At 70.3% G+C, this 22,211-nt stretch carries 20 protein-coding genes and 1 tRNA gene; 7 read left to right on the forward strand and 14 right to left on the reverse strand.

Features of this window, described 5'->3' with window-relative positions:
* Positions 1–23: 23 nt before the first annotated feature.
* A complete protein-coding gene (locus tag C6C15_RS11835; RefSeq protein WP_105950190.1) occupies positions 24–1,517 on the forward strand; it encodes a sensor histidine kinase in 1,494 nt (497 codons plus the stop codon).
* A 33-nt stretch (positions 1,518–1,550) separates the two neighbouring features.
* Here C6C15_RS11835 and C6C15_RS11840 read toward each other — a convergent pair whose 3' ends face one another.
* The 6 genes from C6C15_RS11840 to C6C15_RS11865 all read right to left on the reverse strand — a co-directional run bounded on the left by C6C15_RS11840 (position 1,551) and on the right by C6C15_RS11865 (position 7,145).
* Complete coding sequence (locus tag C6C15_RS11840; RefSeq protein ID WP_105950191.1) at positions 1,551–3,125, reverse strand: FAD-dependent oxidoreductase; 1,575 nt, start codon at positions 3,123–3,125, stop codon at positions 1,551–1,553.
* The gene (locus tag C6C15_RS11845) at positions 3,122–4,015 is read right to left on the reverse strand and encodes an FAD:protein FMN transferase (RefSeq protein WP_105950192.1); all 894 of its coding nucleotides are present in this window, start codon (positions 4,013–4,015) and stop codon (positions 3,122–3,124) included. Before C6C15_RS11845 ends, C6C15_RS11840 begins: the two co-directional genes overlap by 4 nt.
* Before the next feature lie 15 nt (positions 4,016–4,030).
* Positions 4,031–4,507, reverse strand: a complete 477-nt coding sequence (locus C6C15_RS11850; RefSeq protein WP_060921478.1) for an FMN-binding protein — start codon at positions 4,505–4,507, stop codon at positions 4,031–4,033.
* Between the two features lie 92 nt (positions 4,508–4,599).
* Positions 4,600–5,634: a ribose-phosphate diphosphokinase gene (locus tag C6C15_RS11855; RefSeq protein WP_025105636.1), complete on the reverse strand. Its 1,035-nt coding sequence runs from the start codon at positions 5,632–5,634 to the stop codon at positions 4,600–4,602.
* Positions 5,635–5,641: 7 nt separating this feature from the next.
* The gene (glmU, locus tag C6C15_RS11860; RefSeq protein WP_105950193.1) at positions 5,642–7,072 is read right to left on the reverse strand and encodes a bifunctional UDP-N-acetylglucosamine diphosphorylase/glucosamine-1-phosphate N-acetyltransferase GlmU; all 1,431 of its coding nucleotides are present in this window, start codon (positions 7,070–7,072) and stop codon (positions 5,642–5,644) included.
* 1 nt (position 7,073) lies between these two features.
* Positions 7,074–7,145 (reverse strand) — tRNA-Gln (locus tag C6C15_RS11865).
* 123 nt (positions 7,146–7,268) lie between these two features.
* Here C6C15_RS11865 and C6C15_RS11870 point away from each other — a divergent pair.
* Positions 7,269–7,778 (forward strand): GNAT family N-acetyltransferase, encoded by a 510-nt coding sequence (locus C6C15_RS11870; RefSeq protein WP_105950194.1) that lies wholly within the window; start codon positions 7,269–7,271, stop codon positions 7,776–7,778.
* A complete protein-coding gene (locus C6C15_RS11875; protein WP_025105633.1) occupies positions 7,775–8,269 on the forward strand; it encodes a MarR family winged helix-turn-helix transcriptional regulator in 495 nt (164 codons plus the stop codon). The genes C6C15_RS11870 and C6C15_RS11875 overlap by 4 nt, the downstream gene beginning before the upstream one ends.
* A gap of 45 nt (positions 8,270–8,314) precedes the next feature.
* On the opposite strand, the gene C6C15_RS11880 is transcribed toward C6C15_RS11875, so the two are convergent.
* Positions 8,315–8,785, reverse strand: a complete 471-nt coding sequence (locus tag C6C15_RS11880) for an RrF2 family transcriptional regulator (RefSeq protein WP_105950195.1) — start codon at positions 8,783–8,785, stop codon at positions 8,315–8,317.
* 63 nt (positions 8,786–8,848) lie between these two features.
* Here C6C15_RS11880 and C6C15_RS11885 point away from each other — a divergent pair, with 63 nt between their 5' ends.
* Complete coding sequence (locus C6C15_RS11885) at positions 8,849–9,598, forward strand: SDR family oxidoreductase (RefSeq protein WP_105950196.1); 750 nt, start codon at positions 8,849–8,851, stop codon at positions 9,596–9,598.
* Between the two features lie 106 nt (positions 9,599–9,704).
* The gene (locus C6C15_RS11890; RefSeq protein ID WP_105950197.1) at positions 9,705–10,628 is read left to right on the forward strand and encodes a pseudouridine synthase; all 924 of its coding nucleotides are present in this window, start codon (positions 9,705–9,707) and stop codon (positions 10,626–10,628) included.
* A gap of 6 nt (positions 10,629–10,634) precedes the next feature.
* Here C6C15_RS11890 and C6C15_RS11895 read toward each other — a convergent pair whose 3' ends face one another.
* The 6 genes from C6C15_RS11895 to C6C15_RS11925 form a co-directional block, all read right to left on the reverse strand.
* Positions 10,635–11,294: a methionine ABC transporter permease gene (locus C6C15_RS11895; RefSeq protein ID WP_025105629.1), complete on the reverse strand. Its 660-nt coding sequence runs from the start codon at positions 11,292–11,294 to the stop codon at positions 10,635–10,637.
* Positions 11,294–12,337, reverse strand: a complete 1,044-nt coding sequence (locus C6C15_RS11900) for a methionine ABC transporter ATP-binding protein (RefSeq protein ID WP_105950198.1) — start codon at positions 12,335–12,337, stop codon at positions 11,294–11,296. Before C6C15_RS11900 ends, C6C15_RS11895 begins: the two co-directional genes overlap by 1 nt.
* 106 nt (positions 12,338–12,443) lie before the next feature.
* Positions 12,444–13,346 carry a MetQ/NlpA family ABC transporter substrate-binding protein gene (locus C6C15_RS11905; protein WP_105950199.1) on the reverse strand — a complete coding sequence of 301 codons (903 nt, stop codon included), beginning with the start codon at positions 13,344–13,346 and terminating at the stop codon, positions 12,444–12,446.
* A gap of 102 nt (positions 13,347–13,448) precedes the next feature.
* Complete coding sequence (locus tag C6C15_RS11910; RefSeq protein ID WP_060921470.1) at positions 13,449–15,224, reverse strand: Na+/H+ antiporter; 1,776 nt, start codon at positions 15,222–15,224, stop codon at positions 13,449–13,451.
* Positions 15,225–15,263: 39 nt separating this feature from the next.
* Positions 15,264–17,222 (reverse strand): ABC-F family ATP-binding cassette domain-containing protein, encoded by a 1,959-nt coding sequence (locus C6C15_RS17365; protein WP_234024142.1) that lies wholly within the window; start codon positions 17,220–17,222, stop codon positions 15,264–15,266.
* A gap of 42 nt (positions 17,223–17,264) precedes the next feature.
* Positions 17,265–18,029: an alpha/beta fold hydrolase gene (locus C6C15_RS11925; protein WP_105950200.1), complete on the reverse strand. Its 765-nt coding sequence runs from the start codon at positions 18,027–18,029 to the stop codon at positions 17,265–17,267.
* Positions 18,030–18,131: 102 nt separating this feature from the next.
* Here C6C15_RS11925 and C6C15_RS11930 point away from each other — a divergent pair, with 102 nt between their 5' ends.
* Together C6C15_RS11930 and C6C15_RS11935 are read left to right on the forward strand one after the other, a co-directional pair.
* Complete coding sequence (locus C6C15_RS11930; protein WP_105950201.1) at positions 18,132–19,508, forward strand: HNH endonuclease signature motif containing protein; 1,377 nt, start codon at positions 18,132–18,134, stop codon at positions 19,506–19,508.
* Between the two features lie 268 nt (positions 19,509–19,776).
* Positions 19,777–20,958 carry a Cmx/CmrA family chloramphenicol efflux MFS transporter gene (locus C6C15_RS11935; RefSeq protein ID WP_105950202.1) on the forward strand — a complete coding sequence of 394 codons (1,182 nt, stop codon included), beginning with the start codon at positions 19,777–19,779 and terminating at the stop codon, positions 20,956–20,958.
* Between the two features lie 107 nt (positions 20,959–21,065).
* Here C6C15_RS11935 and C6C15_RS11940 read toward each other — a convergent pair whose 3' ends face one another.
* A complete protein-coding gene (locus C6C15_RS11940; protein ID WP_060922920.1) occupies positions 21,066–22,184 on the reverse strand; it encodes a substrate-binding domain-containing protein in 1,119 nt (372 codons plus the stop codon).
* Between the last annotated feature and the right edge of the window lie 27 nt (positions 22,185–22,211).

A 22,211-nucleotide genomic window follows, 5' to 3' on the forward strand; every position in this document is an offset into this window, starting at 1 on the left:
GAGCGACGGTGACGCGGCGGCCCATGAGCCTGCAGACGCGGCTGATGACCGCGGTGATCGGGTTCGTGTCGCTGATCCTCGTCATCGTCGCCGTCATCACCAGCGCCACCCTGGGCAGCACGCTCGAGGACCAGCTCGACAACAAGGTGAAGACCTACGCTGCGACGATCCGGGACGGGATCGTGGAGCGGGTCGCGCCCTCCGAGGCGACCGTCGACAACATCCTCCCCCTCCTCAACACCCGCGTCCCCGGGCTGCTGCTCTCGCTCGGGAGCCCCGTGGCCGGACCGAGCGGCGTCACGTTCCAGGAGAGCCGTGGGGCGTTGAACAGCACGCCGCAGTCGCTCACTCCCGAGCAGTTGCAGAGGTTGTACGGCACGGTCGCGCTCGGCACCCCTGCCACGGTCTCGTTCGACGGCCTCGGCTCGTATCGGGTCGTCGCGACCACCGCGAGCAACGGCGTCGTCGTCGTCACGGGGCTCCCCCGCGACGACGTCCAGAATCAGCTCACGCAGCTCCTCACCGTGATCCTGCTCGCGACGGCGGGCGGCCTGATCCTCCTCGCCCTGACGACGGCGGTCACGATCCGGGTCGGGCTTCGGCCGCTGCGGGCGGTCGCAGCGACCGCGACGAGAGTCGCCAATCAGCAGCTCGACCGCGGCGAGGTCAGCATCACCGAGCGCGTACCGGCGAGCGAGGCCGATCCGCGGACGGAGACCGGGCTCGTCGGCGCCGCGCTCAACAAGCTCCTCGACCACGTGGACACGTCCCTCGCGGCGCGCCAGAAGAACGAGGAGCAGATGCGCCGGTTCGTCGCCGACGCGAGCCATGAGCTGCGCACGCCGCTGGCCTCGATCCGCGGCTACTCGGAGCTCTCGTTGCGAGCGCTGCGTCAGGCACCGGAGGCGACGAAGGAAGACGCGGTCATCGAGGGCACGACCTCCTCCTTGGAGCGCATCCAGGCGCAGTCGCTGCGCATGACACGGCTCGTGGAGGACCTCCTGCTCCTCGCCCGTCTCGACGAGGGACGCGAACTCGTGTACGGCACGGTCGACCTCGCCCAGCTCGCCCTCGAGGGCCTCTCGGATGCGCGGCCGACGGCGGTCGATCATCACTGGAACATCGAGGTGCCGGATGAGCCGGTCACCGTCGTCGGTGATGCAGGGCGGCTGCATCAGGTCGTCGCGAACCTGCTGGCCAATGCCAGGACCCACACCCCCGCGGGGACCACGGTGACGCTGAGCGTGGCCCGGGAGGGCGACGAGGCCGTGCTCCGCGTGCACGACGACGGCCCGGGGATCGATCCCGCCCTCCGCGACGAGCTCTTCGCCCGGTTCGCCCGCGGAGACAGCTCCCGCGCCCGGCAGACCGGAGGGACCGGACTCGGTCTCGCGATCGTCAAGGCCATCGTGGAGGGCCACCACGGCCGCATCGCGGTCGACAGCGAGCCCGGCGACACGACCTTCACGGTCCGGATCCCGATGACTCCTCCCGGCGAGACTCCGCCCGACGCCTGACCCGGGGCCCCGAAAGGGAGGAAGAGGGTCAGGTCAGTAGCCGGCGAAGGCGTCGGTGGTGAGCGAACGGGCCTTCTGCAGCGCGGGCGCGAGGTCGGCGATGAGCCGCGGCGGCCCGGAGATGAAGGCGTGCCGCGCCGAGAGGTCCCCCACCGCGTGCTCCAGGGTCTCCGTGTCCAGACGGGCCCCCTGCGCCCAGGTCCAGTGCGCGGGGAGGTCGTCCGGCTCGTCGCGGGTGAACACGACCGTGCGCACACCCGTCGCGGCGAGCTCGTCGCGGAAGGCGAGCTCCTCCGCCGAGGACGCCACGTAGACGAGGACGATGTCGCGCCGCTCCCCCGTCGCCTGGAGCTGCCGGAGCTGCGACACGAACGGGGTCACGCCGATGCCGGCCGCGACCATAAGCACCGGCTGCTCACCGCGCGGGAGGATGAAGTCGCCCCAGGTTCCGGTCACCGCGAACGTCGCACCGGGCTCGGCTGCCGCGAGAGCCCGCTTGTAGCTCGACGGGTGCTGCTGGTCGCCGTTCTTGTACGCGATGCGGAGGATCGGCAGGTCGGCCGGAGCGGACACGATGCTGAACTCGCGGCGGGTCCCCCGCGCGTCCGGCCGTCGGTGCGGCACGTCGAGCTCGAGATACTGCCCGGGGAGGAACCGCACGCGGCCCTTCGCCCGGAAGGTGAGCTCCTGGGCAGTCGGCGTCACGGAGGCGCGGCTCTCCAGGACGAGACGCACGGACCCGCGGAGCGCGAACGCGAAGGCCACGAGGTTCCCGATGAGCAGAGCGCGCTCCTGTCCGAGCGTGAACAGACCGGCCACGGAGATCGGCCACCCCGCGAGCACGCCCACCACGACGGCGACGACGAGCTGCTGCCGACGACGCGGCGGGAGCGTCAAGGGCTCCGACAGCATGAACGCGCCGAGGAAGAGGAACGGCGACTGGAGCACCGCGAACGACAGCGCCGTCACGACGTCGAAGGAGACGTCGAACTGCACGGCCTGCACCGCCTGCCGCACGATCGAGGTGGCGACGGCGACGACGAGGAAGAGCAGGACGACCCCGACCTTCTCCGTACGCCACAGCACGGCCAGCCCGAGGAGGACGACGGGGATCACGAGAACCGGCGTGCCGACCCACCACGACGACGAGGTGCCGAGCCAGCTGAAGGCGTCGAACACCCCCAGGATCGATACGACCGCCGCACCGAACGCCGCCGGGTTGAAGATGTGGCGTCCTCGCCAGGCGATGAGGTACTTGGACGCGCTGGCCACCGCACCGGCGATCCCGAGACCGAGCAGCGCCGACGGCTCGATGCCGGGACGCAGCACGAACAGCAGGATGAGGGCAGTGACGAGGGAGGACTCCACGCGCCAGGGCAGGCGGAGCAGGCGCTGCGCGACCGCGTCCACGGCCGAGATCACGACCGCGAGCACGAGGAAGGACGCCACCAGCTCCCCCGGCGTCGGAGACACGATCACCCCGAACAGGGACAGCACGAGGGCGATGATGGCCAGTGCCGTCAGCGCGAACAGCACGAGGCGGTACATCGACAGCGCGCCGAGGACGGCGAGGACGCGCTGGCGGGCGGCGGCGAAGGCGGTGGTCATGGGTTCCTGTCTCCCCGGGTTCCGGCAGCAGCGGCGGGTGCCGCGGTGAAGAGCTCGGCGTGGCAACCGGGCGAGCGCTGCGCACGGCCGTCGGTGGTCATGCGCACCCACTCGACGCCCCAGCGGGCGGCCAGCTCCGGGCCGCCGTCGAAGAACAGCGCGGTGGCCACGGCATCCGCCGTCATCGCCTCCGGGGCGAGAGCCCACGTCGCGGCCCAGGTGCGGACGGGCCGTCCCGTCCGCGCATCGAGCACGTGGTGGAGGCCCTCGCCCCAGGCCCGTCGATTGACGGCCGAGGCGCACAGCGCGCCGTCTGTGATCTCGACCACGCCGATCGCCTTCCGCGCATCGAACGGGTGCTCGAGAGCGACGCGCACGCCGGCGCCGCGCACCCGGATGTCTCCGCCGGCATCCACGACCACGTCCCCGGGAACGTCGGCCAGCACCGCCATCACGCGATCGACGAGACGCCCCTTGCCGAGGGCGCCCACGTCGAGGAGGGCGGGCTCGTGCGCCTCGGCCGTGTCCGCCGCCCAGGTCAGCCGGGACGTCCAGGAGGCGGGAGCGGGGCGGGGCTGCCCCGCCCGCAGCGAGTAGGCGGCGTCATAGCCCAGGGCCTCCAGGCTGTCGGCGACCAGGGGGTTCACCGCACCGGCCGTCGCGGCATCGAGCTCGCGATAGGCATCGAGCATCGGCCCCGCGTCCGGAGCGGTCAGCGAGCCGCCCGACCGGCCGAGACGCACCACGTCGGAGTCGTCGCGGAAGCGGGACCAGAGGCGATCGAAGCGCTCGATCTCGGCGGTCACGGCCGCGCGGACGTCATCCGTGAGCGGGGCACCGGTCTCGATCTCCCACCCGGTGCCGATCGCCTCGAATCGCCACTCCCCCATGAGGACGCCTCGCGCCTAGGCGGCGGCCTGCTCCTTGATGGAGGCCACGGCGTCGTTGAAGCCGCCGCTCGTGAGCGAGGACCCGGCGACGCGGCTGACGTTCAGCTCGTCGATCGGCTTCCCCACGACCTCGTCGGCGATCCCGTCGATGAACTCGCCCTGGTACCGCTCGGTCTCCGGAGCCTTCGGGTCGCCGGTCACCTCGACCTCCGTCACGACGCCGTCGGCGAGGGTGAGCGTGACGGTGATCTCCTCCACCGTCTCCGGGGTCTGGTACGAGCCGTCGGCGGTGTACGTGCCGTCGGTGTAGGTGCCGGAGGCGTCACCCCCGCTCGACGAGGACGAGGAGCTCGACCCCGCGGTCTCGTCGGTGCCGGTCGAGGTGTCTGCGGCGTCGCCGGTCGACGAGCATCCCGCGAGGACGAACAGCCCTGCGACCCCGAGGAGGGCAGTGCCGGTGCGGACAGAGGTCGGAACGGTCGTGCGGATCATGGGGTCCTCCGTGGTCGTCGTCGGTCGACTCTTCCGTCGATGACTCGACCGTAAGCAGCCCGGCTATGCACGGGCTGTGCCGTCCCGATGAGTTACGCGTCTCCGCCGAACATGCTCGTGACGGAGCCGTCTTCGAAGACCTCATGGATCGCCCGCGCGAGCAGCGGCGCGATCGGCAGCACCGTGAGGTTCTCCCAACGACGCGACGCGGAGAGCGGGATGGTGTCCGTGACGACGACCTCGTCGATCGCCGCATCCTGCAGCCGCTCGGAGGCCGGGTCGCTGAAGATCGCGTGGGTCGCCGCGACGATCACGCGGTGCGCGCCGTTCGCCTTGAGCGCCTGCGCCGCCTTGACGATCGTGCCGCCGGTGTCGATCATGTCGTCGACGAGGAGACAGGTGCGTCCCTCCACGGTGCCGACGATCTCGTGCACGGAGACCTGGTTGGCGACCTTCGGGTCGCGGCGCTTGTGGATGATCGCGAGCGGCGCGCCGAGGCTGTCCGACCAGGTGTCGGCGACGCGAACGCGCCCCATATCCGGGGAGACGACCGTGAGGATCTCGCGGTCCTCCGGCGTGAGCGTGCGCTCGAAGTGGTCCAGGAGCACCGGCTTGGCGAACAGGTGGTCGACGGGGCCGTCGAAGAAGCCCTGGATCTGGGCGGCGTGCAGGTCGACGCTCATCACGCGGTCGGCGCCTGCCGTCTTCAGCAGATCGGCGACGAGGCGGGCGCTGATGGGCTCACGGCCACGGCCCTTCTTGTCCTGACGCGAATACGGATAGTACGGCGCGACGACGGTGATGCGCTTGGCCGAGGCGCGCTTGGCGGCGTCGATCATGATGAGCGTCTCCATGAGCCACTCGTTGACCGGCTCCCCGAAGGTCTGCACGAGGAAGAGGTCGCAGCCGCGGATCGAGACCTCGAAGCGCGCGTAGATCTCGCCGGAGGCGAAGGTACGGTGCTCGACCGGAGCGATCTCGGTGCCGAGCGAAGCGGCGACGGCCGCCGTCAGCTCGGGATGCGATCGACCACCAGCGATGACCAGACGCTTCTTCGTCTTGGCGACGAGGCCGGGGGCCACGCCGTTGTCGCGATCCAGGTCGACCGTCTTCTTCTTCCGGGCCATGCTCCGCCTATTCCGCCGAATTCTCCCGGGCCGCGGCATCCGCCGCGCCCGTCCCTGCTCTGTTCTTCTCGACCCACCCCTCGATGTTGCGCTGGGGGGCCACGCTCATGGCCAGGGCACCGGCCGGGACGTCCTTGCGGACGACGGCGCCGGCGCCGGTCTTCGCACCAGGACCAAGCCTAACGGGCGCGACCAGCACCGTGTGCGAGCCGGTGTGCACCTCGTCGCCGATCTCCGTGCGGTGCTTGTTGACGTCGTCGTAGTTCGCCGTGATGGTGCTCGCGCCGAGGTTGACGCCACGGCCGATCGTCGCATCGCCCACGTACGACAGGTGCGGCACCTTGCTCCCCTCGCCGATCTCGGCGTTCTTCGTCTCGACGTAGGCGCCGATCTTGCCCTTCGGGCCGAGCACGGTGCCGGCGCGGAGGTAGGAGAACGGGCCCACGGTCGCCTCGGCGCCGATCACGGCCAGAGTGGCGTCGGTGCGACGGACGACCGCATCCTCTCCCACTTCGCAGTCGACGAGAGTCGTGTCCGGTCCGATCGTCGCGCCCGCGGCGATCGTCGTCGCGCGCAGGATCTGCGTGTTCGGCAGGATCGTGACGTCGGGGGCGAGCGTGGCGTCGTCGTCGATCCACGTCGTGGCCGGGTCGACGATGGTGACGCCCTCGAGCTGCCAGCGACGGACGATGCGGGCATTCAGACGACGGCCGACCTCGGCGAGCTGGGCGCGGTCGTTGACCCCGAACGTGACCTCGACGTCCGACACGATCGACGCCGCGACCCGGTCGCCGTCCCGGCGCACGAGGCCGGGCACGTCGGTCAGGTACATCTCCCCCTGGGCGTTGTCCACGCCGATCCGGGGCAGGTAGGTGCGCAGTGTGGCAGCACGGAAGACGTACATGCCGGCGTTGATCTCGCTGACCGCCGCCTCCTCCGCCGTCGCGTCCTTCTGCTCGACGATGCGGTCCACGGTGCCGTCGGCATCGCGGATGACCCGCCCGTAGCCGGTGGGGTCGTCGACGAGGGCGGTCATGAGGGTCGCCGGCGCTCCGGAGGCGCGGTGCTCGGCGAGGAACGTCGAGAGCGTCTCGGCATCGGCCAGCGGGCAGTCGCCGGAGAGCACGAGCACGTCGCCGTCGAAGTCTGCGGGGAGCGCGTCGACGGCGACCTGGACGGCGCGGCCCGTGCCCGGAACCTCGTCCTGGTCGATGAAGACGGCGTCCGGGTAGTCCTCACGCAGCGCGGAGACGACCTGATCGCGCTCGTGCCGCACGACGACCTCGATGTGCGACGGGTGCAGCCGAGTCGCCGTCGTCAGCACGTGTCCGACCAGAGGCCGCCCGCTGATCCGGTGCAGCACCTTCGGCAGGCGCGACTTCATGCGCGTGCCTTGGCCCGCGGCGAGGACGACGACGGCGAGGTTGTTCTCAGTCATGCTCCGCCGCCAGGACTCGAACCTAGACCTCACAGCTCCAAAGGCTGTCGTGCTGCCATTACACCACGGCGGACCGCGCTGCCCCCGGGGCACCGCCCGATAAGTCTGCCACGTCCTCGCCCGTCTTCCTGTGCGTGAGGCGCACGCCGAGTGGGCTCGTCATCCGCTCGAAACACGGCTCTGCGATGCTGGGACGATGAGCCTCGTGATCGACCGTGTCACCGTCGCCACCCCCGAGATCGCGGCCTTCATCGCCGCACACCACGCGGAGATGGACGGCACTGCTCCGCCCGAGAGCCAGCATGCGCTTCCGCTCGACCGGCTGCTGACTCCACGCGTCCGGTTTTTCACGGGACGGGTCGACGGACGGATCGCCGCGACGGGCGCCCTCGCGGTCGTCGAGGACGGACATGAGGAGCTGAAGTCGATGCGCACCGATCCCGCCTTCCGCGGACGCGGGTTCGGGCGGACGATGCTCGGTCATCTGCTCGACGACGCCGGCGCGCGCGGCATCGGTCGCGTGTCGCTCGAAACCGGCCGGGACCCCTTCTTCGATCCGGCCCGGGCGATGTACGCCGCCGCCGGCTTCCGGGAGGGTCCGCCGTTCGGCTCCTACCTCCCCGACCCGCACAGCGCGTTCCTCACGATGCTGCTCCCCGCGTCCTCCGCGGTCGCGATGCCGCCGGGAGCGATAATGAACGGATGAGCGAGGCGGATGAGGTCGATCGGATCGTCGGCGCGTGGAACACGCAGCGGCCCGACCTCGACTTCTCCCCGCTCGAGGTGCTGTCCCGCATGGACCGCCTCTCCCGGCACCTCGACCGCGCGCGCCGCGAGGTGTTCCGCAGGAGCGACCTCGAGCCCTGGGAGTGGGACGTGCTGTCGGCGCTGCGCCGGGCGGGGTCGCCGTTCCAGCTCTCGCCCAAGCAGCTCCTGCAGCAGACCCTCGTGTCGAGCGGCACCATGACCAACCGCATCGACCGTCTGGTCGGCCGTCGCTTCGTGCGCCGTGAAGCCGACCCCGCGGACGGCCGCAGCGTGCTCGTGACCCTGACCGACGACGGCCGGGTCCGCGTGGACGCCGCGATCACCCGGCTCGTCGACGCCGAGGCCGACCTCCTGCGCGCCCTCTCGCGCGCCGACCGCGACCGGCTGGCCGCCCTGCTGCGGAAGCTGAGTCTCAGCTTCGACACCTGACCCGGGCTCGGTCCTCTTCGGTACGGTCCGTCCTGTTCAGGCAGGTCAGGGTCCGAGGAGGAGGCGCCGGTTCTTGGCCGGGACGGTGTCCGGGAGCGTGGCGACGACCTCGGCGATCGACACCGCCTCCAGAGTCCCTCGCCAGGCCTCGTGGGCACGGCGCATCACGACGGCGAGTGCGCACGGCGCGGTGCAGTCCTCCGGACGGGCGGCTCCTCTCCCCTGCTGACGGAGCTCACGGCAGACGTAGGGGTCGGCGGCGCCGTCGACCGCGGTGACGAGATCGAGGACGCTGATGTTCTCGGGCTCCCTGGCCAGGCGGAAGCCGCCGCGGGGCCCCGTGCTTCCGGTGAGGATGCCGGCGCGGACGAGCTTCGCGAGCTGCTTCGAGAGGTACGGCCCCGGCACGCCGAAGTGCTCGGCGAGCTGCGCACCCGACACCGTCGACCCGCCGGGGAGCTGGGCGATCACCGCGACGGTGTGCAGCACCCATTCGGAGGTCTCGGGGAGTTTCACTTGCCCATCGTACCGGGACCGCCCTATTGTGGACACACAATATCCATGATTCAAGGAGCGGGCATGCGCATAGCGGTCGCAGGAGGCACGGGACGGATCGGGCGGCTGGTCGTCGAGGAGGCCCGGCGTCGGGGGCACGATCCGCTGTCGCTCAGCCGCAGCGAGGGCGTCGATCTGACCACGGGCGAAGGCCTCCCCGCCCTGCTGCGCGGGGTGGATGCGGTCGTCGATGCGACGAATCCCCCGGTATCCGACGTCGCCGAGGCCGAGCGGGTGTTCACCACGCTCAGCCGCACGCTGCTCACCGCCGAGGGCGAAGCCGGGGTCGGCCACCACGTGGCCCTCTCGATCGCGGCGCTCGATCGCGTGCGCGGCAACCCCCACTACGCAGGCAAACGCGCCCAGGAGCGAGAGGTCACTCGTGGCCCCGTCCCGTTCACCATCGTGCGGGCGACGCAGTTCCACGACTTCCCCGCGATGATCGCCGAGTGGAGCATCGAGGACGGTGAGGGCGTCGTGCCCCCGCTGCTCCTGCAGCCCATCGCGCCCGCGGACGTGGCCGCCGCCCTCGTCGACGCGGCGGAGTCGCCGGCGCTCGGTGGTTCCTTCGACATCGCCGGACCCCGCACGGAGGACGCCGTCGACATGGCGCGCCGCACTCTCGCGGCGTGGGGCCGCGACCTTCCGCTGCGCGCCGCGTGGAAGGGTGCCGCGCTCGGCGTCGAGTTCGCGGGCGAGGTGCTGCTTCCCGGGGGCCACGCCCGAACGGCGGCGACGACCTTCGACGACTGGCTAGCTGCCGAAACCCGCTGACACCCCGACCGGTTCCGGGGCGCGGGGCCCCGGGCAGGCCTGGCCGGTCGCCTAGGCTGGGAGCACCCGGTCGCAGCCCCGCGACCCCTGCTCCGAAGGCCGAGACATGGGCATGCCCTCCCCGCTTCCCGTGCGCGACGGGGTCGGCGCGACCCGGCTGCACGTGCCGATGACGGGTGCGTGGCCCACCGTCGCCGCCTACATGGTCGAGCGATTCTTCCACCTCGATCCGGAGCGGCTGCTCGTGCGCTTCGACCGCGGGGAGATCGTCGCGCGCGACGGCCGGCCGCTCTCCCGGGACACGCCTCTCGGCGCCGAGGAGTTCGTCTGGTACTACCGGGAGCCTCCGGTCGAGAAGCAGATCCCGTTCACCGAGGAGATCCTGCACCAGGACGAGAATCTGGTGGTGGTGGACAAGCCGCACTTCCTCCCCACCACGCCGGGCGGCAAGTACCTGCAGAACTCCGCCCTCGTCCGGCTGCGCAATCGCCTCGGCAACCCGGATCTCACGCCCATCCACCGCCTCGACCGGGCCACGGCGGGGCTGCTGATGTTCTCCGCCCGTCCAGCCACCCGCGGCGCCTACCAGCTGCTGTTCGAGGACCGCCGTGTGGAGAAGGTGTACGAGGCGGTCTCGGCACGCCCGGCGGACTGGGATCCGTCGCGGTTCCCCCTCGTCTACCGCAACCGGATCGAGAAGCTCCGCGGTCAGGTGTGCGTGCAGGTGGATGAGGACGGCGAGCCGAACTCCGAGACGCTCATCGAGGTCATCGCCGCCGACGATCGCGTCGTGCACACGCTTCTCCGTCCGCACAGCGGGAAGATGCACCAGCTCCGTGTGCACCTCGCCGCCCTCGAGCTCGGTATCCTCCACGACGGCTTCTACCCCGTGCTGCAGCCGGAGCGTCCGGACGACTTCACCCGCCCGCTCCAGCTCCTCGCACGCGAGCTCCGGTTCACCGATCCGCTGAGCGGGCAGGAGCGCACGTTCACCACGCGCCGGAGCCTGCAGGAGGCCCCGGCACGCTGATCGACCTCAGCGGCGCATGACCTTCCGCGCGAGCCGGGTGCCGAGAAGCTGCACGAGGTGCACGAACACCACGATGAGGATGATCGCCGCCCACATCACGAGCGGCTCGAACTGCCGGAAGCCGTAGATCTGCGCGAAGGCCCCGAGCCCGCCGCCGCCGATGAGTCCGGCCATCGCGGTCATGTCGATGAGCGCGACGACGATGAAGGTGTAACCGAGGATGAGCGGGCCGAGCGACTCGGGGATCGCGACGGTGAAGAGGATCCGCCACGGCCCGGCCCCCATCGCCCGCGCCGCCTCGATCACGCCCGGCGATACGGAGACGAGATGCTGCTCGACGATACGGCCGATCGCGAACGCCGCCGCGAGACCGATGATGAACGCTCCGGCGGTGGTGCCGATGCCGCTGCCGACGACCAGCCGCGCGAACGGCTGCGCCACCGCCATGAAGATGACGAACGGGATCGGTCGGAAGAAGTTCACCACGAAGTTGATGAGCCCGGAGACGACGCGGTTCGGCATCAGTCCGCCGGGGCGCGTCACGTACAGCAGGACGCCCACGGCAAGGCCGAGGATCCCGCCGAGCACGAGCGCGAACGACGTCATGTACAGGGTCTCGAGCGCGGCCTGCCAGAACTCCGGCCACAGTTCGTTCAGACGGTCCATCAGCGTCCCTCCTCTCCGGCGATGACGGTGACTTCGACCCGCTCCGCGATACGCGCCAGTGCCGTGTCGATCGCCGCGCGGTCACCCCGGATGGCGAGCGTGAGGTGGCCGAACGCACGACCCCGGATGTCGTTGATCCCGCCGTAGACGAGCTCGAAGTCGAGACCCGCCGAAGCGAGGTCGAGGAACACCTGAGCCTGCGACGAGTCGCCGTCGCGGAACGACAGGGTCACCAGGCGTCCGGTGTGCCGGTCCCGCAGCACCGCGAGTTCCGACGGCGAGGGCACCCCCTTCACCACCGTGCCGACGAACCGCTGGGACGCCGGATTCCGCGGGGCGGAGAAGACATCGAAGACGTCGCCCTGCTCGATGACCCGTCCGTTCTCCATGACGGCGACGCGGGTGGCGATGGTCTGGATCACATCCATCTCGTGGGTGATGACGACGATCGTGACGCCCTGCTCCTCGTTGACGCGCTTGAGCAGGTCGAGGACCTCGTGCGTGGTCTGCGGATCGAGCGCGCTCGTCGCTTCGTCAGCGAGGAGGATGGCGGGCTTGGTGGCGAGCGCGCGGGCGATCCCGACGCGCTGCTTCTGTCCACCGGAGAGCTGCTCGGGGTACGCCTTCGCCTTGTCGGAGAGCCCCACGAACGACAGCAGCTCGGCGACGCGCTCTTCGATATCCGGCTTCGACCAGCCGGCGAGCTTGAGCGGATACGCGATGTTGGCCTTGACGCTGCGCGACGAGAACAGGTTGAACTGCTGGAAGATCATCCCGATGCCGCCGCGCACGGCGCGCAGCTCGCTCTCCTTGAGCGCCGTGATGTCGACGCCGTCGACCGTGATGGTGCCGCGGGTGGCCGGCTCGAGCGCGTTGATGAGACGGACGAGCGTCGACTTCCCCGCACCGGAGTATCCGATGATGCCGAAGACGTCGCCCTTGTCGATGGAGAGGGTGACGTCGTCGACGGCGACGATCTCGCGATCGCCCTGGCTGCGGGAGGGGTATGTCTTGGAGACGTTCGTCAGGGTGACGATCGGCATGTGGTGCTCCGGTCTGGTTCTCGGGAAACGGAGAATCGGGCAGCGCACGAAGCGCCACCCGATTCTCCCTCATCGAACAGGGGGCGGATCACACCCCGGCGTCCGGTTACTTCTCTTCGGCGTCCTTCTGAACCTTCTCCAGCGAGGCCACGAGGTCCTCGACCGGAGTACGCAGCGCCACCGCGGTGTCGCCGGAGGACTCGAGCAGCCCCGCCTGCACTTCCTCGTTCGTCTGGAAGATCTCCACGAGCTTCTGGTACGTCTCGTTGTCCGCGTCCTCCGCACGCGCGGCGAAGATGTTGACGTACGGGAGGGCGTTCGGGTCCTCCGGGTCGTCCTGCGCGATCGCGTCGTCGAACGTCAGTCCGGCGTCCTCGACGAAGTCGTTGTTGATGATCGCGGCGGCGACATCCGGGAGCGAGGTCGGGATGAGCGCACCCTCGAGGGCCGTCACCTTCACCTTCGACTTGTCCGCGTCGATGTCGGCGAGGTCGGAGTACGGCGTGCCGCCGCTCTTGAGCTCGAGCAGACCCGCCTGCTGCAGGACGTTGAGCGCCCGTGCCTGGTTCGACGCGTCGTCGGGAACCGCGACCGTGTCGCCCTTCTTGATGTCGTCGACGTCGTCGTACTTCGTCGAGTACAAGCCGAGCGGGTAGATGGCGGTCGAGCCGATGGGCGTGAGATCGGAGCCCGAGGCGTTGTTGTACTCCGCGAGGTACACGATGTGCTGGAACTGGTTGAGGTCGATCTCCCCCTCGGTCAGCGCCGGGTTCGGCTGCTCGTAGGACCCGAAGTCGACGAGCTCGACCGTGATGCCCTCGTCGGCGGCGGCCTCGACGAAGGGCGCCCACTGCGCGTCGCCCTTCCCGACGACACCGATCTTGACGGTCTCGTTCTCGGAGCCGCCGTCGCCGGAGCCCGCGTCGGACGAGGTGGCGCACCCGGCGAGGGCGACGAACAGCGGGACCACGGCGAGCGCGGCGAGGGCGGAGGTGGTGCGGCGGGACATGATGAGGGGTTCCTTCCTGGCGGGACTCGACAACGTTAGGCAGGAGGGCGCGCTGTCGCGGAATCGGTATGTCACACGGCGTCACAGCCGTGCGGGATCGGGTCAGTCGAACTCTTCGATGCCCTGCAGACGCACCTGCTCCAGGTCGAGACGGGCGGAGATCCGGCGGACCACCATGTCGTCCACGGTGCCGGCGCCGCGGAGCCCGAGCAGGACCTCGCGCTTGCGGTCGAGCAGCGCGAGCTTGAGCCGGGTGTGTTCCTCGTGCCGCACGAGCGGCGAGCGCTGGGCGAGGTCGACGTCGGCGGAGGTCGCGATCATCTGCAGCGTCGTGCCGTCCGTGGCCTCGGGGTCGGGGGCGGTCCCGGCCGAGACCGCGACGTCGCCTGCTTCCTCCTCCGCCGGGCGCGCCTCTCCCCCGGTGCCGTAGGGATCGGGCTGGCCGAGCATCTCGTCCAGCGCGTCGGCCTCGGCATCGATGAGCGCCTGCTCGCGCGCGAGTGTTCGGGCGTTCGCGAACTCCAGCGCCTGGTACCCCTCAGCACGCACCCGGTCGCGCACCTCCTGGCCGATGCCGTGCTCCGCGGCGAGGTCGTCGAGCGCGGCGAGGGCTGCTCCGGAGATCGCCCGCTCGGCGAGCTCGTACTCCTCGTCCTCGGCATGGTCGACCGGGAACCGCGCCCACCGCACGAGCGCGGGAAGCAGCGGCGCCTGCACGAGGAGGCTGAGCAGGATCACCCCGGCTGTCACGAAGACGATCTCGTCACGCCCGCCCACCATGCTCCCTTCTGGGACACCGGTCGGCACCGACAGCGCGATCGCCAGCGACACCGCGCCGCGCATGCCGGCGACCGTGGACACGAGCCGGGCACGGGAGCGGGCTCCGCGGGGCGGTCGTTCGGACGGCCGCCGCTGGAACAGGGCGTTGAGGAGCTGGAACACGTACCGGACGGCGAACAGCGTCACCCACACGGCGAGCGTCACGAGCACCAGACGGCCGATGGCGGCGGCGGAGATCTCGTGCGCGACGAACTGCACCTCGAGGCCGATGAGGACGAACAGCGCCCCGTTGAGGAGGAAGACGCCGAACGGCCACGCGGCGTCGGCCTGCCGTCGCGAAGCCGCGGTCGTCACGCGCGGCGACACCCAGGCGACGATGAGTCCGGCGACGACCACGGCGAGCACCCCGGACGCGTGGACGAGCTCGGCGAGCAGGAACGCGGAGAACGGCACGAGCAGCAGCGTGACGTTGATGACGATGGTGGACGAGATGCGGCGCAGCAGCAGCGTGGCCAGGGCCGCGACCGCGATCCCCGCGGCGATTCCACCCACGTACGACACCAGCACGTCCCAGGTGACCGAGAGCGGCGTGACCTGGCCGCCCAGCGCTAGGGACACGGCGATGGCGTAGAGCACGAGCGCGGTGCCGTCGTTGGTCAGGCTCTCGGCCTTGAGCTTCATGAACATCCGACGCGGCAGCAGCCGGCCGAGCGCGGCGACGGCCGTGGCGTCGGGCGGCGCGACCGCGGCCCCGAGGATGAGGGCGATCTCCCAGGGCATGCCGAACAGCACGCCGATGCCGGCCACCGCGAACGCAGAGGCGACGACGAGGAGGGTGCTCATCGGCACGATGTAGCGGAAGTCGCGGCGGATCGACCGCAGCGATGTCGTGAGGCTCTCCCAGAACAGCATCACCGGCAGGAACAGCAGCAGCACGGTCTCCGGCGGCAGCTGGACCTCACGCAGCGGCGGGATGAATCCCAGCGCCAGACCGAGGATGACGAGGACGAGCGGCAGCGCGAGACGCACGCGCGGGGCGATCAGGGTTCCGACGAGGATCGTGAGTCCGAGCAGGACGGTTACTTCGAGGCCTTCCATCGCTACTCCCAACAGTCGTGGGAGAAGGATATTCCTCCGTCAGCCGATCTGCTCCGTGAGTTCGAACCAGCGCAGCTCCAGCTCTTCGATCTCGGCCTCCTGCGCGGTGATCGCCTTCATCCGCTCGCCGAGGCCCGCGTAGTCGGACTGGTCATGGTCGGCGAGGGCGTGCTTGGCCGCGTCGACCTGCTGCGTGAGCTTCTGGATGCGACGCTCGAGGGCGGCCGCTTCCTTCTGCGCCGCCCGGAGAGCCGCGCCGTCGAGACCGCTCGCTGCGGGGGCCGACGCCGCCGTCGAGGTCGCCGGGGCGCTCTCGACGCGCTGCCGCAGGCGCAGGTACTCGTCGACGCCGCCCGGGAGATGCCGCAGGCGCCCTGCGCCGTCCGGACCGGGAAGGATCGCGTACTGCTGATCCGTCACCCGCTCCAGGAAGTACCGGTCGTGGCTCACGACGAGGAGCGTGCCCGACCAAGAGTCGAGGAGGTCCTCGATCGCGGCGAGCATGTCGGTGTCCATGTCGTTCGTGGGCTCGTCGAGGATGAGCACGTTCGGCTGGTCGAGCAGCACCAGCAGCAGCTGCAACCGACGCTGCTGGCCACCGGAGAGATCCTTCACCGGCGTCGAGAGCTGGGCGGAGGAGAACCCGAGTCGCTCCAGGAGCTGTCCTGGCGTGAGGTCCTGCGCCTTCGACCCGGCGCCGAGCGTGTACGAGGTGCGCAGACCCGAGATGACCACGCGCACGGGGTCGTTCCAGTGCGGCAGGAGTTCGTCGAGGCGCTGCGTGAGCGTACGGACCTGTACGGTCTTCCCCCGCTTGATCCGCCCCTCGGTGGGCTCGACCGTGCCGGAGATGAGCCCCAGGAGTGTGGACTTCCCGGCGCCGTTCACGCCGAGGATGCCCGTGCGCTCGCCCGGGGCGATCCGCCACTCGACGTCCTTGAGCACGGTCTTCCCGCCGGTCCCTGATCCCGCCTGGGTCCCTGAGCCCGCCTGGGTCCCTGAGCCTGTCGAAGTCTGGGTCCCTGAGCCTGTCGAAGTCTGGGTCCCTGAGCCTGTCGAAGTCTGGGTCCCTGAGCCTGTCGAAGTCTGGGTCCCTGAGCCTGTCGAAGGGTAGGTCACCCCCACATCGAGCAGGTCGACGACGTCCTTGCCCAGCCGCGAGACGGCGAGCGACTGCAGCGAGACCTTGTCACGGATCTCGGGCACGTCGGCGATGAGCTCGTTGGCCGCATCGATGCGGAACTTGGGCTTGCTGGTGCGGGCCGGGGCACCGCGACGCAGCCAGGCGAGCTCCTTGCGGGCGAGATTCTGCCGCTTCGCCTCGGTCGCCGCCGCCATGCGGTCGCGCTCGACCCGCTGCAGGATGTACGCCGCATAGCCGCCCTCGAAGGGCTCGACGATGCGATCGTGCACCTCCCACGTCTCGGTACAGATCTCGTCGAGGAACCACCGGTCGTGGGTCACGACGAGGAGGGCTCCGGCGTTCGCGGGCCAGCGCTTCTTGAGGTGACCGGCGAGCCAGGTGATCGCCTCGACGTCGAGGTGGTTCGTCGGCTCGTCGAGAGCGATGACGTCCCAGTCTCCGGTGAGCAGCTTCGCGAGCGACACGCGGCGGCGCTGACCGCCGGAGAGGGAGCCGATCTGCGCGTCCCAGGGAAGGTCGGTCAGCAGCCCCTCGATCACGTCGCGGACGCGGGCGTCTCCGGCCCATTCGTGCTCGGCCATGTCGCCGACGACGGCGGCGCCGATCGTGATGTCGTCGGGGAGGGTGTCGGCCTGGTCCAGCACGCCGATGCGGGTGCCGCCGCGGACGGTCACCCGGCCGGAGTCCGGCTCCTTCGTGCCGGCGAGCATGCCGAGAAGGCTCGACTTGCCGTCGCCGTTCCGGCCGACGATGCCGATGCGGTCGCCCTCCTCGATGCCGAGGGTCACGGCGTCGAAGACGACGCGGGTCGGGTATTCGAGGTGCAGGGCTTCGGCCCCGAGAAGATGTGCCATGTCCTCTCCAGGGTAGTCGCGCCGCGTCGGACGGTCTCCCGGTCAGACCAGCGACGGGGCAAAGAGCTCCGGCAGCGCGGCGGTGAAGACCTCGAAGTGGCTGTACCAGACCGTGTGGGCGGCCCCGGGGATGCTGCGCACCGTCACCCCACCGTGCTCGAACCGCCGCGCGTCCTCGTCGGTGACCCAGGCACTGGGTTCTGCGCGGACGACGATGGAGCCGGGCGCGGCGGTCCAATGGCCGTCCTCCCCGCAGGAGACGGAGGCCGCGGTCGGCGGATCGAAGCGCTCGGCCGCCCGCGCCTCGACCGAGGCGTCGTCCACGGAGTAGAAGGGCCGGAGCTTGCGGAGCTCGGCGGGCGACATACGCGCGCGGCGGTCGTGCTCGTACTGCGAGATGAGAGAGGCGCGGTCCTGCCCGCCCTGAAGGGCGAGCGGCGCGTCGACGTAGACAGCGAGGCCCGGTTCGAGGCGCGGCGCGGCGGCGGCGAGCACAGTAGCGCCGAAGGAGTGCCCGACGGCGACGGCGGGCGGGGCGGTGGCCCTGTCCCCCGCGGCGGACCCTGCCCCCGGAAGGAGAGCCGTATGCGCCAGAGTCTCGACGACGGCATCGGCCGCCGTCTCTATCGTGAGCTCCGGGTCACGCGGAGAGAGGCCGTGGCCCGGCAGATCGAGCGCAAGCACGCGGAAGCCGCGTTCCACGAGCAGCGGGACCACGCGGTGCCAGCTCTCGGCGGACCCCATCATGCCGTGCAGCAGCACGGCGACACGGTCGCCCTCCCCGGCTTCGATGACGTTCAGGAGCACGGAGCCAGTCAACCACGGTCGTTATCCTTTCGTGATACGACTTTCGGCCAGATTCCTTCGAATCTTCGTTCGAATGTCGGTGGTCGATGATGGACTGACGCCATGCCCGCACTGCTCGACGCGACCGACTCCCAGATGGCGATTCTCGCCGATCTGGTGGAGGGGCTGGAAGCGGCGGAGAAGACGCTGAGCAGCATGCAGGCGGCCCGCGACGGACTGCTCGCGATGGCCGGCCGACTGGCGGTCGACATCGCCCGACAGGCGCGTCACCCAGACGGCGCAGACATGGCGATCCGCACGGTCGCCGCGGAGATCGGGGCCGCACAGCGCGTCAGCGACCGCACGATCGAGCGGCGGATGTCCGATGCGTCCTGGCTGGTCGAACGGTTCCCCGCCGTCTGGGAGGCTCAGGGCGCCGGCCGGATCAGCGCCGCGCATGCACGCGTGATCGTGGAGGCGGGGGCTCACCTCGATGACCCGGACGACCGTTCGCGTTTCGCGACGGAGGCGATCGAGGTGGCCGCTGCAGAGTCTCCGAACCGGATACGCCGACTCGTGCGCCGACTGGCCGACCGGTTCCAGGAGCGGACGCTCGTCGAGCGACATCGTGACGCCCGGGAGCTGCGCCGCGTCTGGGTGACAGACCTCGAAGACGGCATGGCCGAGCTCGGCGCCCGCGGCCCCGCGGCCCTCGTGCACGGGATGTACGACCGGCTCTCCCAGATGGCGCATGCCGTGCGGGAGGAGAACGCACAGGCACGGCGTCGAGAGTCGGAAGAGAGCATCCTCGACGACAGGACCGTGGATCAGCTGCGCGCGGATCTGCTCGCCGACCTCGTCCTGACCGGCGCTCCGGCGGGCCATGACTCGGAAGAGGGGCTGCTCTCGGAGCTTCGAGCTCGCGTCGAGGTCACCGTGCCGGTGCTGACGCTGATGCACGGCGAGCAGGAACGGACGACGGACGGTACTCCGATCCTCGCCGCCGAGCTGGACGGGGTCGTTCCGATCGATCCAGCCACGGCCCGCCGACTGGCCGGCGCGGCGAGCGGCTGGGACCGGGTGCTGACCCACCCGATCAGCGGGGCGCTGCTGGCCGTCGACCGGTATCGCCCGAGCGAAGACCTCCGCCGGCACCTGCGGGCCCGCGATCAACGCTGCCGCTTCCCCGGCTGCGGCCTCGCGCCGCGGAAGTGCGACCTCGATCACAATCACGATGCGGCGCTCGGCGGCGAGACCGTGCACGACAACCTCGCGACCTTCTGCCGACGACATCACATGCTCAAACACCACTCTCCGTGGCACGTCGAGCAGGGGCCGGGCGGTGTTCTGGAGTGGACGAGCCCCACCGGCCGGACCTACATCGACCGACCGCCGCCTCCGCACACCGTGACCTTCGCCGAGGAACCCCGTGGTCTTCGCCCGACGCCAGGACCACCACCGGCTGAACACGCGAGCGCACCGATCACGCCTGCACACTGATCACGCAGGTACACCGATCACGCCTGCACACCGATCACGCAGGTACACCGATCACGCCTGCACACCGATCACGCCTGCACACCGATCAGCCCTATGGTGGAGGGCATGTCGAGTCCCGAATCAGACAGGTCGGGGGCTGCCGGTCACACCGTCAGCCCCGTGAACCGCTGATCCCTTCGTCCGCCCTCTCAGCGGGCGCGCGCCGGTGACCCGGGCGCTGACCGTGGTGACGAGAAGCTACCCCTTCCCTCTCACCTCGGAGCACTCGATGCCTTTCCCCCTCTATGCCCTTGCCCTGGCGGTCTTCGTCATGGGCACCTCCGAATTCATGCTCGCGGGACTCCTCCCCGCGATCGCGCACGAGCTCGACGTCCCGGTCGGCACGGCGGGCCTCCTCACCTCCGCCTTCGCGGTCGGCATGGTCATCGGCGCACCCGCCATGGCCGCGTTCGCGCGCGGCTGGACCCCACGCCGCACGCTCGTCGCCTGCCTCGCGCTCTTCGCCGCGTGCCATGCCGTCGGCGCGGTGACGTCCCTGTTCGAGCTTCTGCTCGTCACGCGCGTACTCAGCGCCCTCGCGAACGCGGGCTTCCTCGCCGTCGCGCTGCGTACGGTGGCTCTCCTCGTCCCCCGCGAACGCACGGGACGAGCGCTCGCGGTGCTACTCTCCGGGACGACCGTCGCCACCATCGTCGGCGTCCCTGTCGGCGCCATCCTCGGCACCGGGCTGAGCTGGCGCGCCACCTTCGCCGCTGTCGCGCTCCTCTGCCTCCCCGCACTGCTCGGAATCCTCCACGGCGTGCCGACGACGATCCGGGGCACGGAGTCCGACCCTGCTCCGGCACCGCTCCCCCGGAAGGAACCGGCCCTCCGTGCGGAGCTCGCGCTCCTGCGGACACCGCGCCTGGCCCTCGCGATGACCGTGGCGGCCCTGGTGAACGCGGGGACCTTCGCGGTCTTCACGTTCCTCGCGCCGATCGTCACCGAGGTCGCGGGCCTGCCCGACGCTGCGGTCCCCCTCGCGCTGGTCCTGTTCGGCATCGGCTCGTTCCTCGGGGTGACCATCGCGGGTCGGTTCGCCGATCGACACGCCGGCGCGCTCCTCACGGTCGGTGGCCCGCTGCTCCTCGGCGGCTGGATCGTCCTGGCGGCGGTCGCGACGCAGCCGATACCGCTGCTGTTCCTCGTCTTCGTGCAGGGGATGGCCTCGTTCGGCGTCGGAAGCACACTGATCACCCGGGTGCTGTACGCCGCCTCCGGCGCCCCGACCATGGGTGGGTCCTACGCCACGGCGGCCTTGAACCTCGGCGCCGTGATCGGACCGGCGTCGGGAGCGTGGACCCTCGCGAGCGGGGCGGGTCCGCTCTCCCCCGTCACTCTCGCGGCCACGCTGACGATGGCGGCGCTCCTCCTCGCCCTGGCGACGCGGCGATGGCGGCCCGTCGGCTGAGGGCAGACGGTGACGCGCCGCAACGGCGACGAGCCGCCCGGACCCGAGGGTCCGGACGGCTCGTCGTGTCCGGTGTTCTCTGGGAACCCGGATGTTCGCGCTACGGCTTACTCGTACGACTTCACGATCTCGAGGAGGCTCGGGACGTTGGCGTAGGCCTCGGCCGCGTTCTCCTTGGTGACGATGACCGGCGGGAGCAGGTAGGCCGGGACGACCTTCTTGCCGTTGTCGTACTGGTCGGTGTCGTTGACGTCGACCTCGTCGCCCTTCTGGAGCTGACCGACCATCTTGATGGCCTGCTCCACGAGCAGCGCGGTGTCCTTGTTGATCGTGGAGTACTGCACGCCCTCCATGATCGACTTCACCGACTCGACCTCGGAGTCCTGACCGGTGACGACCGGGACGGGCTTGCCGGCCTGCTGCGCCGAGGTGATGATGGCGCGGGCGAGGGTGTCGTTCGGGGACAGGACGCCGTCGAGCGTCTCCGAGCCGTAGCTCGACGTGAGGATCGAGTCCATGCGGCGCTGGGCGTTCTCCGGCTTCCAGCCCTCGGTCGCCGTCTGGGAGATCTCGGTCTGCCCGGAGACGACGTTCAGCGTGCCGTCGTCGATCTTCGGCTGCAGCACCTCCATCGCCCCGTTGAAGAACACCGCCGAGTTGGCGTCGTCCGGCGAGCCCGAGAACAGCTCGATGTTGTACGGCGCCTCGTGATCCGCGCGCTCGGCGAGCCCGTCGAGCAACGCCTGGCCCTGGAGCTTGCCGACCTCGAAGTTGTCGAAGGCGACGTAGTAGTCCACGGCGTCGGTGTTCTCGATGAGACGGTCGTAGGCGATGACCGCGACACCGGCGTCGCGCGCGGCCTCCACCTGCGTGGTGAGCTGCTTGCCGTCCTTGGCGCCGATGATGATGACCTTGGCGCCACCGGTGACCATCGCCTGGATCTGGTTCTGCTGCTCGGCGACCGTGTTGCTGGCGGGCGCGTACTGCACGTCCGCCTTGAAGCCGGCCTTTTCGAGGCCGTCGGTGAACAGCTGACCGGCCAGGACCCAGTTCTCCGAGGTCTTGTCCGGCAGAGCGACACCGATCGTGGAGCCGGCGTCGAAGCCCGAGGCGGTCTCCTCGCCCGACCCCGAACCCGAGTCACCGCCGCGCTCCGAGGAGCAGCCGGTGAGGGCGAATGCGCCCGCGACGACAAGCGCTGTCGCCGACAGAAGGATCTTCTTCATGTGATCTCTTTCTCTGGTGTGTGCAGG

The sequence above is a fragment of the Microbacterium sp. str. 'China' genome (assembly GCF_002993305.1).
GTDB lineage: Bacteria > Actinomycetota > Actinomycetes > Actinomycetales > Microbacteriaceae > Microbacterium > Microbacterium paraoxydans.

Bases quoted from the DNA above. Each gene is read 5' to 3' on its own strand.
- C6C15_RS11835 (WP_105950190.1), top strand. From the start codon at position 24: ATGAGCCTGCAGACGCGGCTGATGACCGCGGTGATCGGGTTCGTGTCG.
- C6C15_RS11840 (WP_105950191.1), bottom strand. From the start codon at position 3,125: ATGACCACCGCCTTCGCCGCCGCCCGCCAGCGCGTCCTCGCCGTCCTC.
- C6C15_RS11845 (WP_105950192.1), bottom strand. From the start codon at position 4,015: ATGGGGGAGTGGCGATTCGAGGCGATCGGCACCGGGTGGGAGATCGAG.
- C6C15_RS11850 (WP_060921478.1), bottom strand. From the start codon at position 4,507: ATGATCCGCACGACCGTTCCGACCTCTGTCCGCACCGGCACTGCCCTC.
- C6C15_RS11855 (WP_025105636.1), bottom strand. From the start codon at position 5,634: ATGGCCCGGAAGAAGAAGACGGTCGACCTGGATCGCGACAACGGCGTG.
- glmU (WP_105950193.1), bottom strand. From the start codon at position 7,072: ATGACTGAGAACAACCTCGCCGTCGTCGTCCTCGCCGCGGGCCAAGGC.
- C6C15_RS11870 (WP_105950194.1), top strand. From the start codon at position 7,269: ATGAGCCTCGTGATCGACCGTGTCACCGTCGCCACCCCCGAGATCGCG.
- C6C15_RS11875 (WP_025105633.1), top strand. From the start codon at position 7,775: ATGAGCGAGGCGGATGAGGTCGATCGGATCGTCGGCGCGTGGAACACG.
- C6C15_RS11885 (WP_105950196.1), top strand. From the start codon at position 8,849: ATGCGCATAGCGGTCGCAGGAGGCACGGGACGGATCGGGCGGCTGGTC.
- C6C15_RS11890 (WP_105950197.1), top strand. From the start codon at position 9,705: ATGGGCATGCCCTCCCCGCTTCCCGTGCGCGACGGGGTCGGCGCGACC.
- C6C15_RS11895 (WP_025105629.1), bottom strand. From the start codon at position 11,294: ATGGACCGTCTGAACGAACTGTGGCCGGAGTTCTGGCAGGCCGCGCTC.
- C6C15_RS11900 (WP_105950198.1), bottom strand. From the start codon at position 12,337: ATGCCGATCGTCACCCTGACGAACGTCTCCAAGACATACCCCTCCCGC.
- C6C15_RS11905 (WP_105950199.1), bottom strand. From the start codon at position 13,346: ATGTCCCGCCGCACCACCTCCGCCCTCGCCGCGCTCGCCGTGGTCCCG.
- C6C15_RS11910 (WP_060921470.1), bottom strand. From the start codon at position 15,224: ATGGAAGGCCTCGAAGTAACCGTCCTGCTCGGACTCACGATCCTCGTC.
- C6C15_RS17365 (WP_234024142.1), bottom strand. From the start codon at position 17,222: ATGGCACATCTTCTCGGGGCCGAAGCCCTGCACCTCGAATACCCGACC.
- C6C15_RS11930 (WP_105950201.1), top strand. From the start codon at position 18,132: ATGCCCGCACTGCTCGACGCGACCGACTCCCAGATGGCGATTCTCGCC.
- C6C15_RS11935 (WP_105950202.1), top strand. From the start codon at position 19,777: ATGCCTTTCCCCCTCTATGCCCTTGCCCTGGCGGTCTTCGTCATGGGC.
- C6C15_RS11940 (WP_060922920.1), bottom strand. From the start codon at position 22,184: ATGAAGAAGATCCTTCTGTCGGCGACAGCGCTTGTCGTCGCGGGCGCA.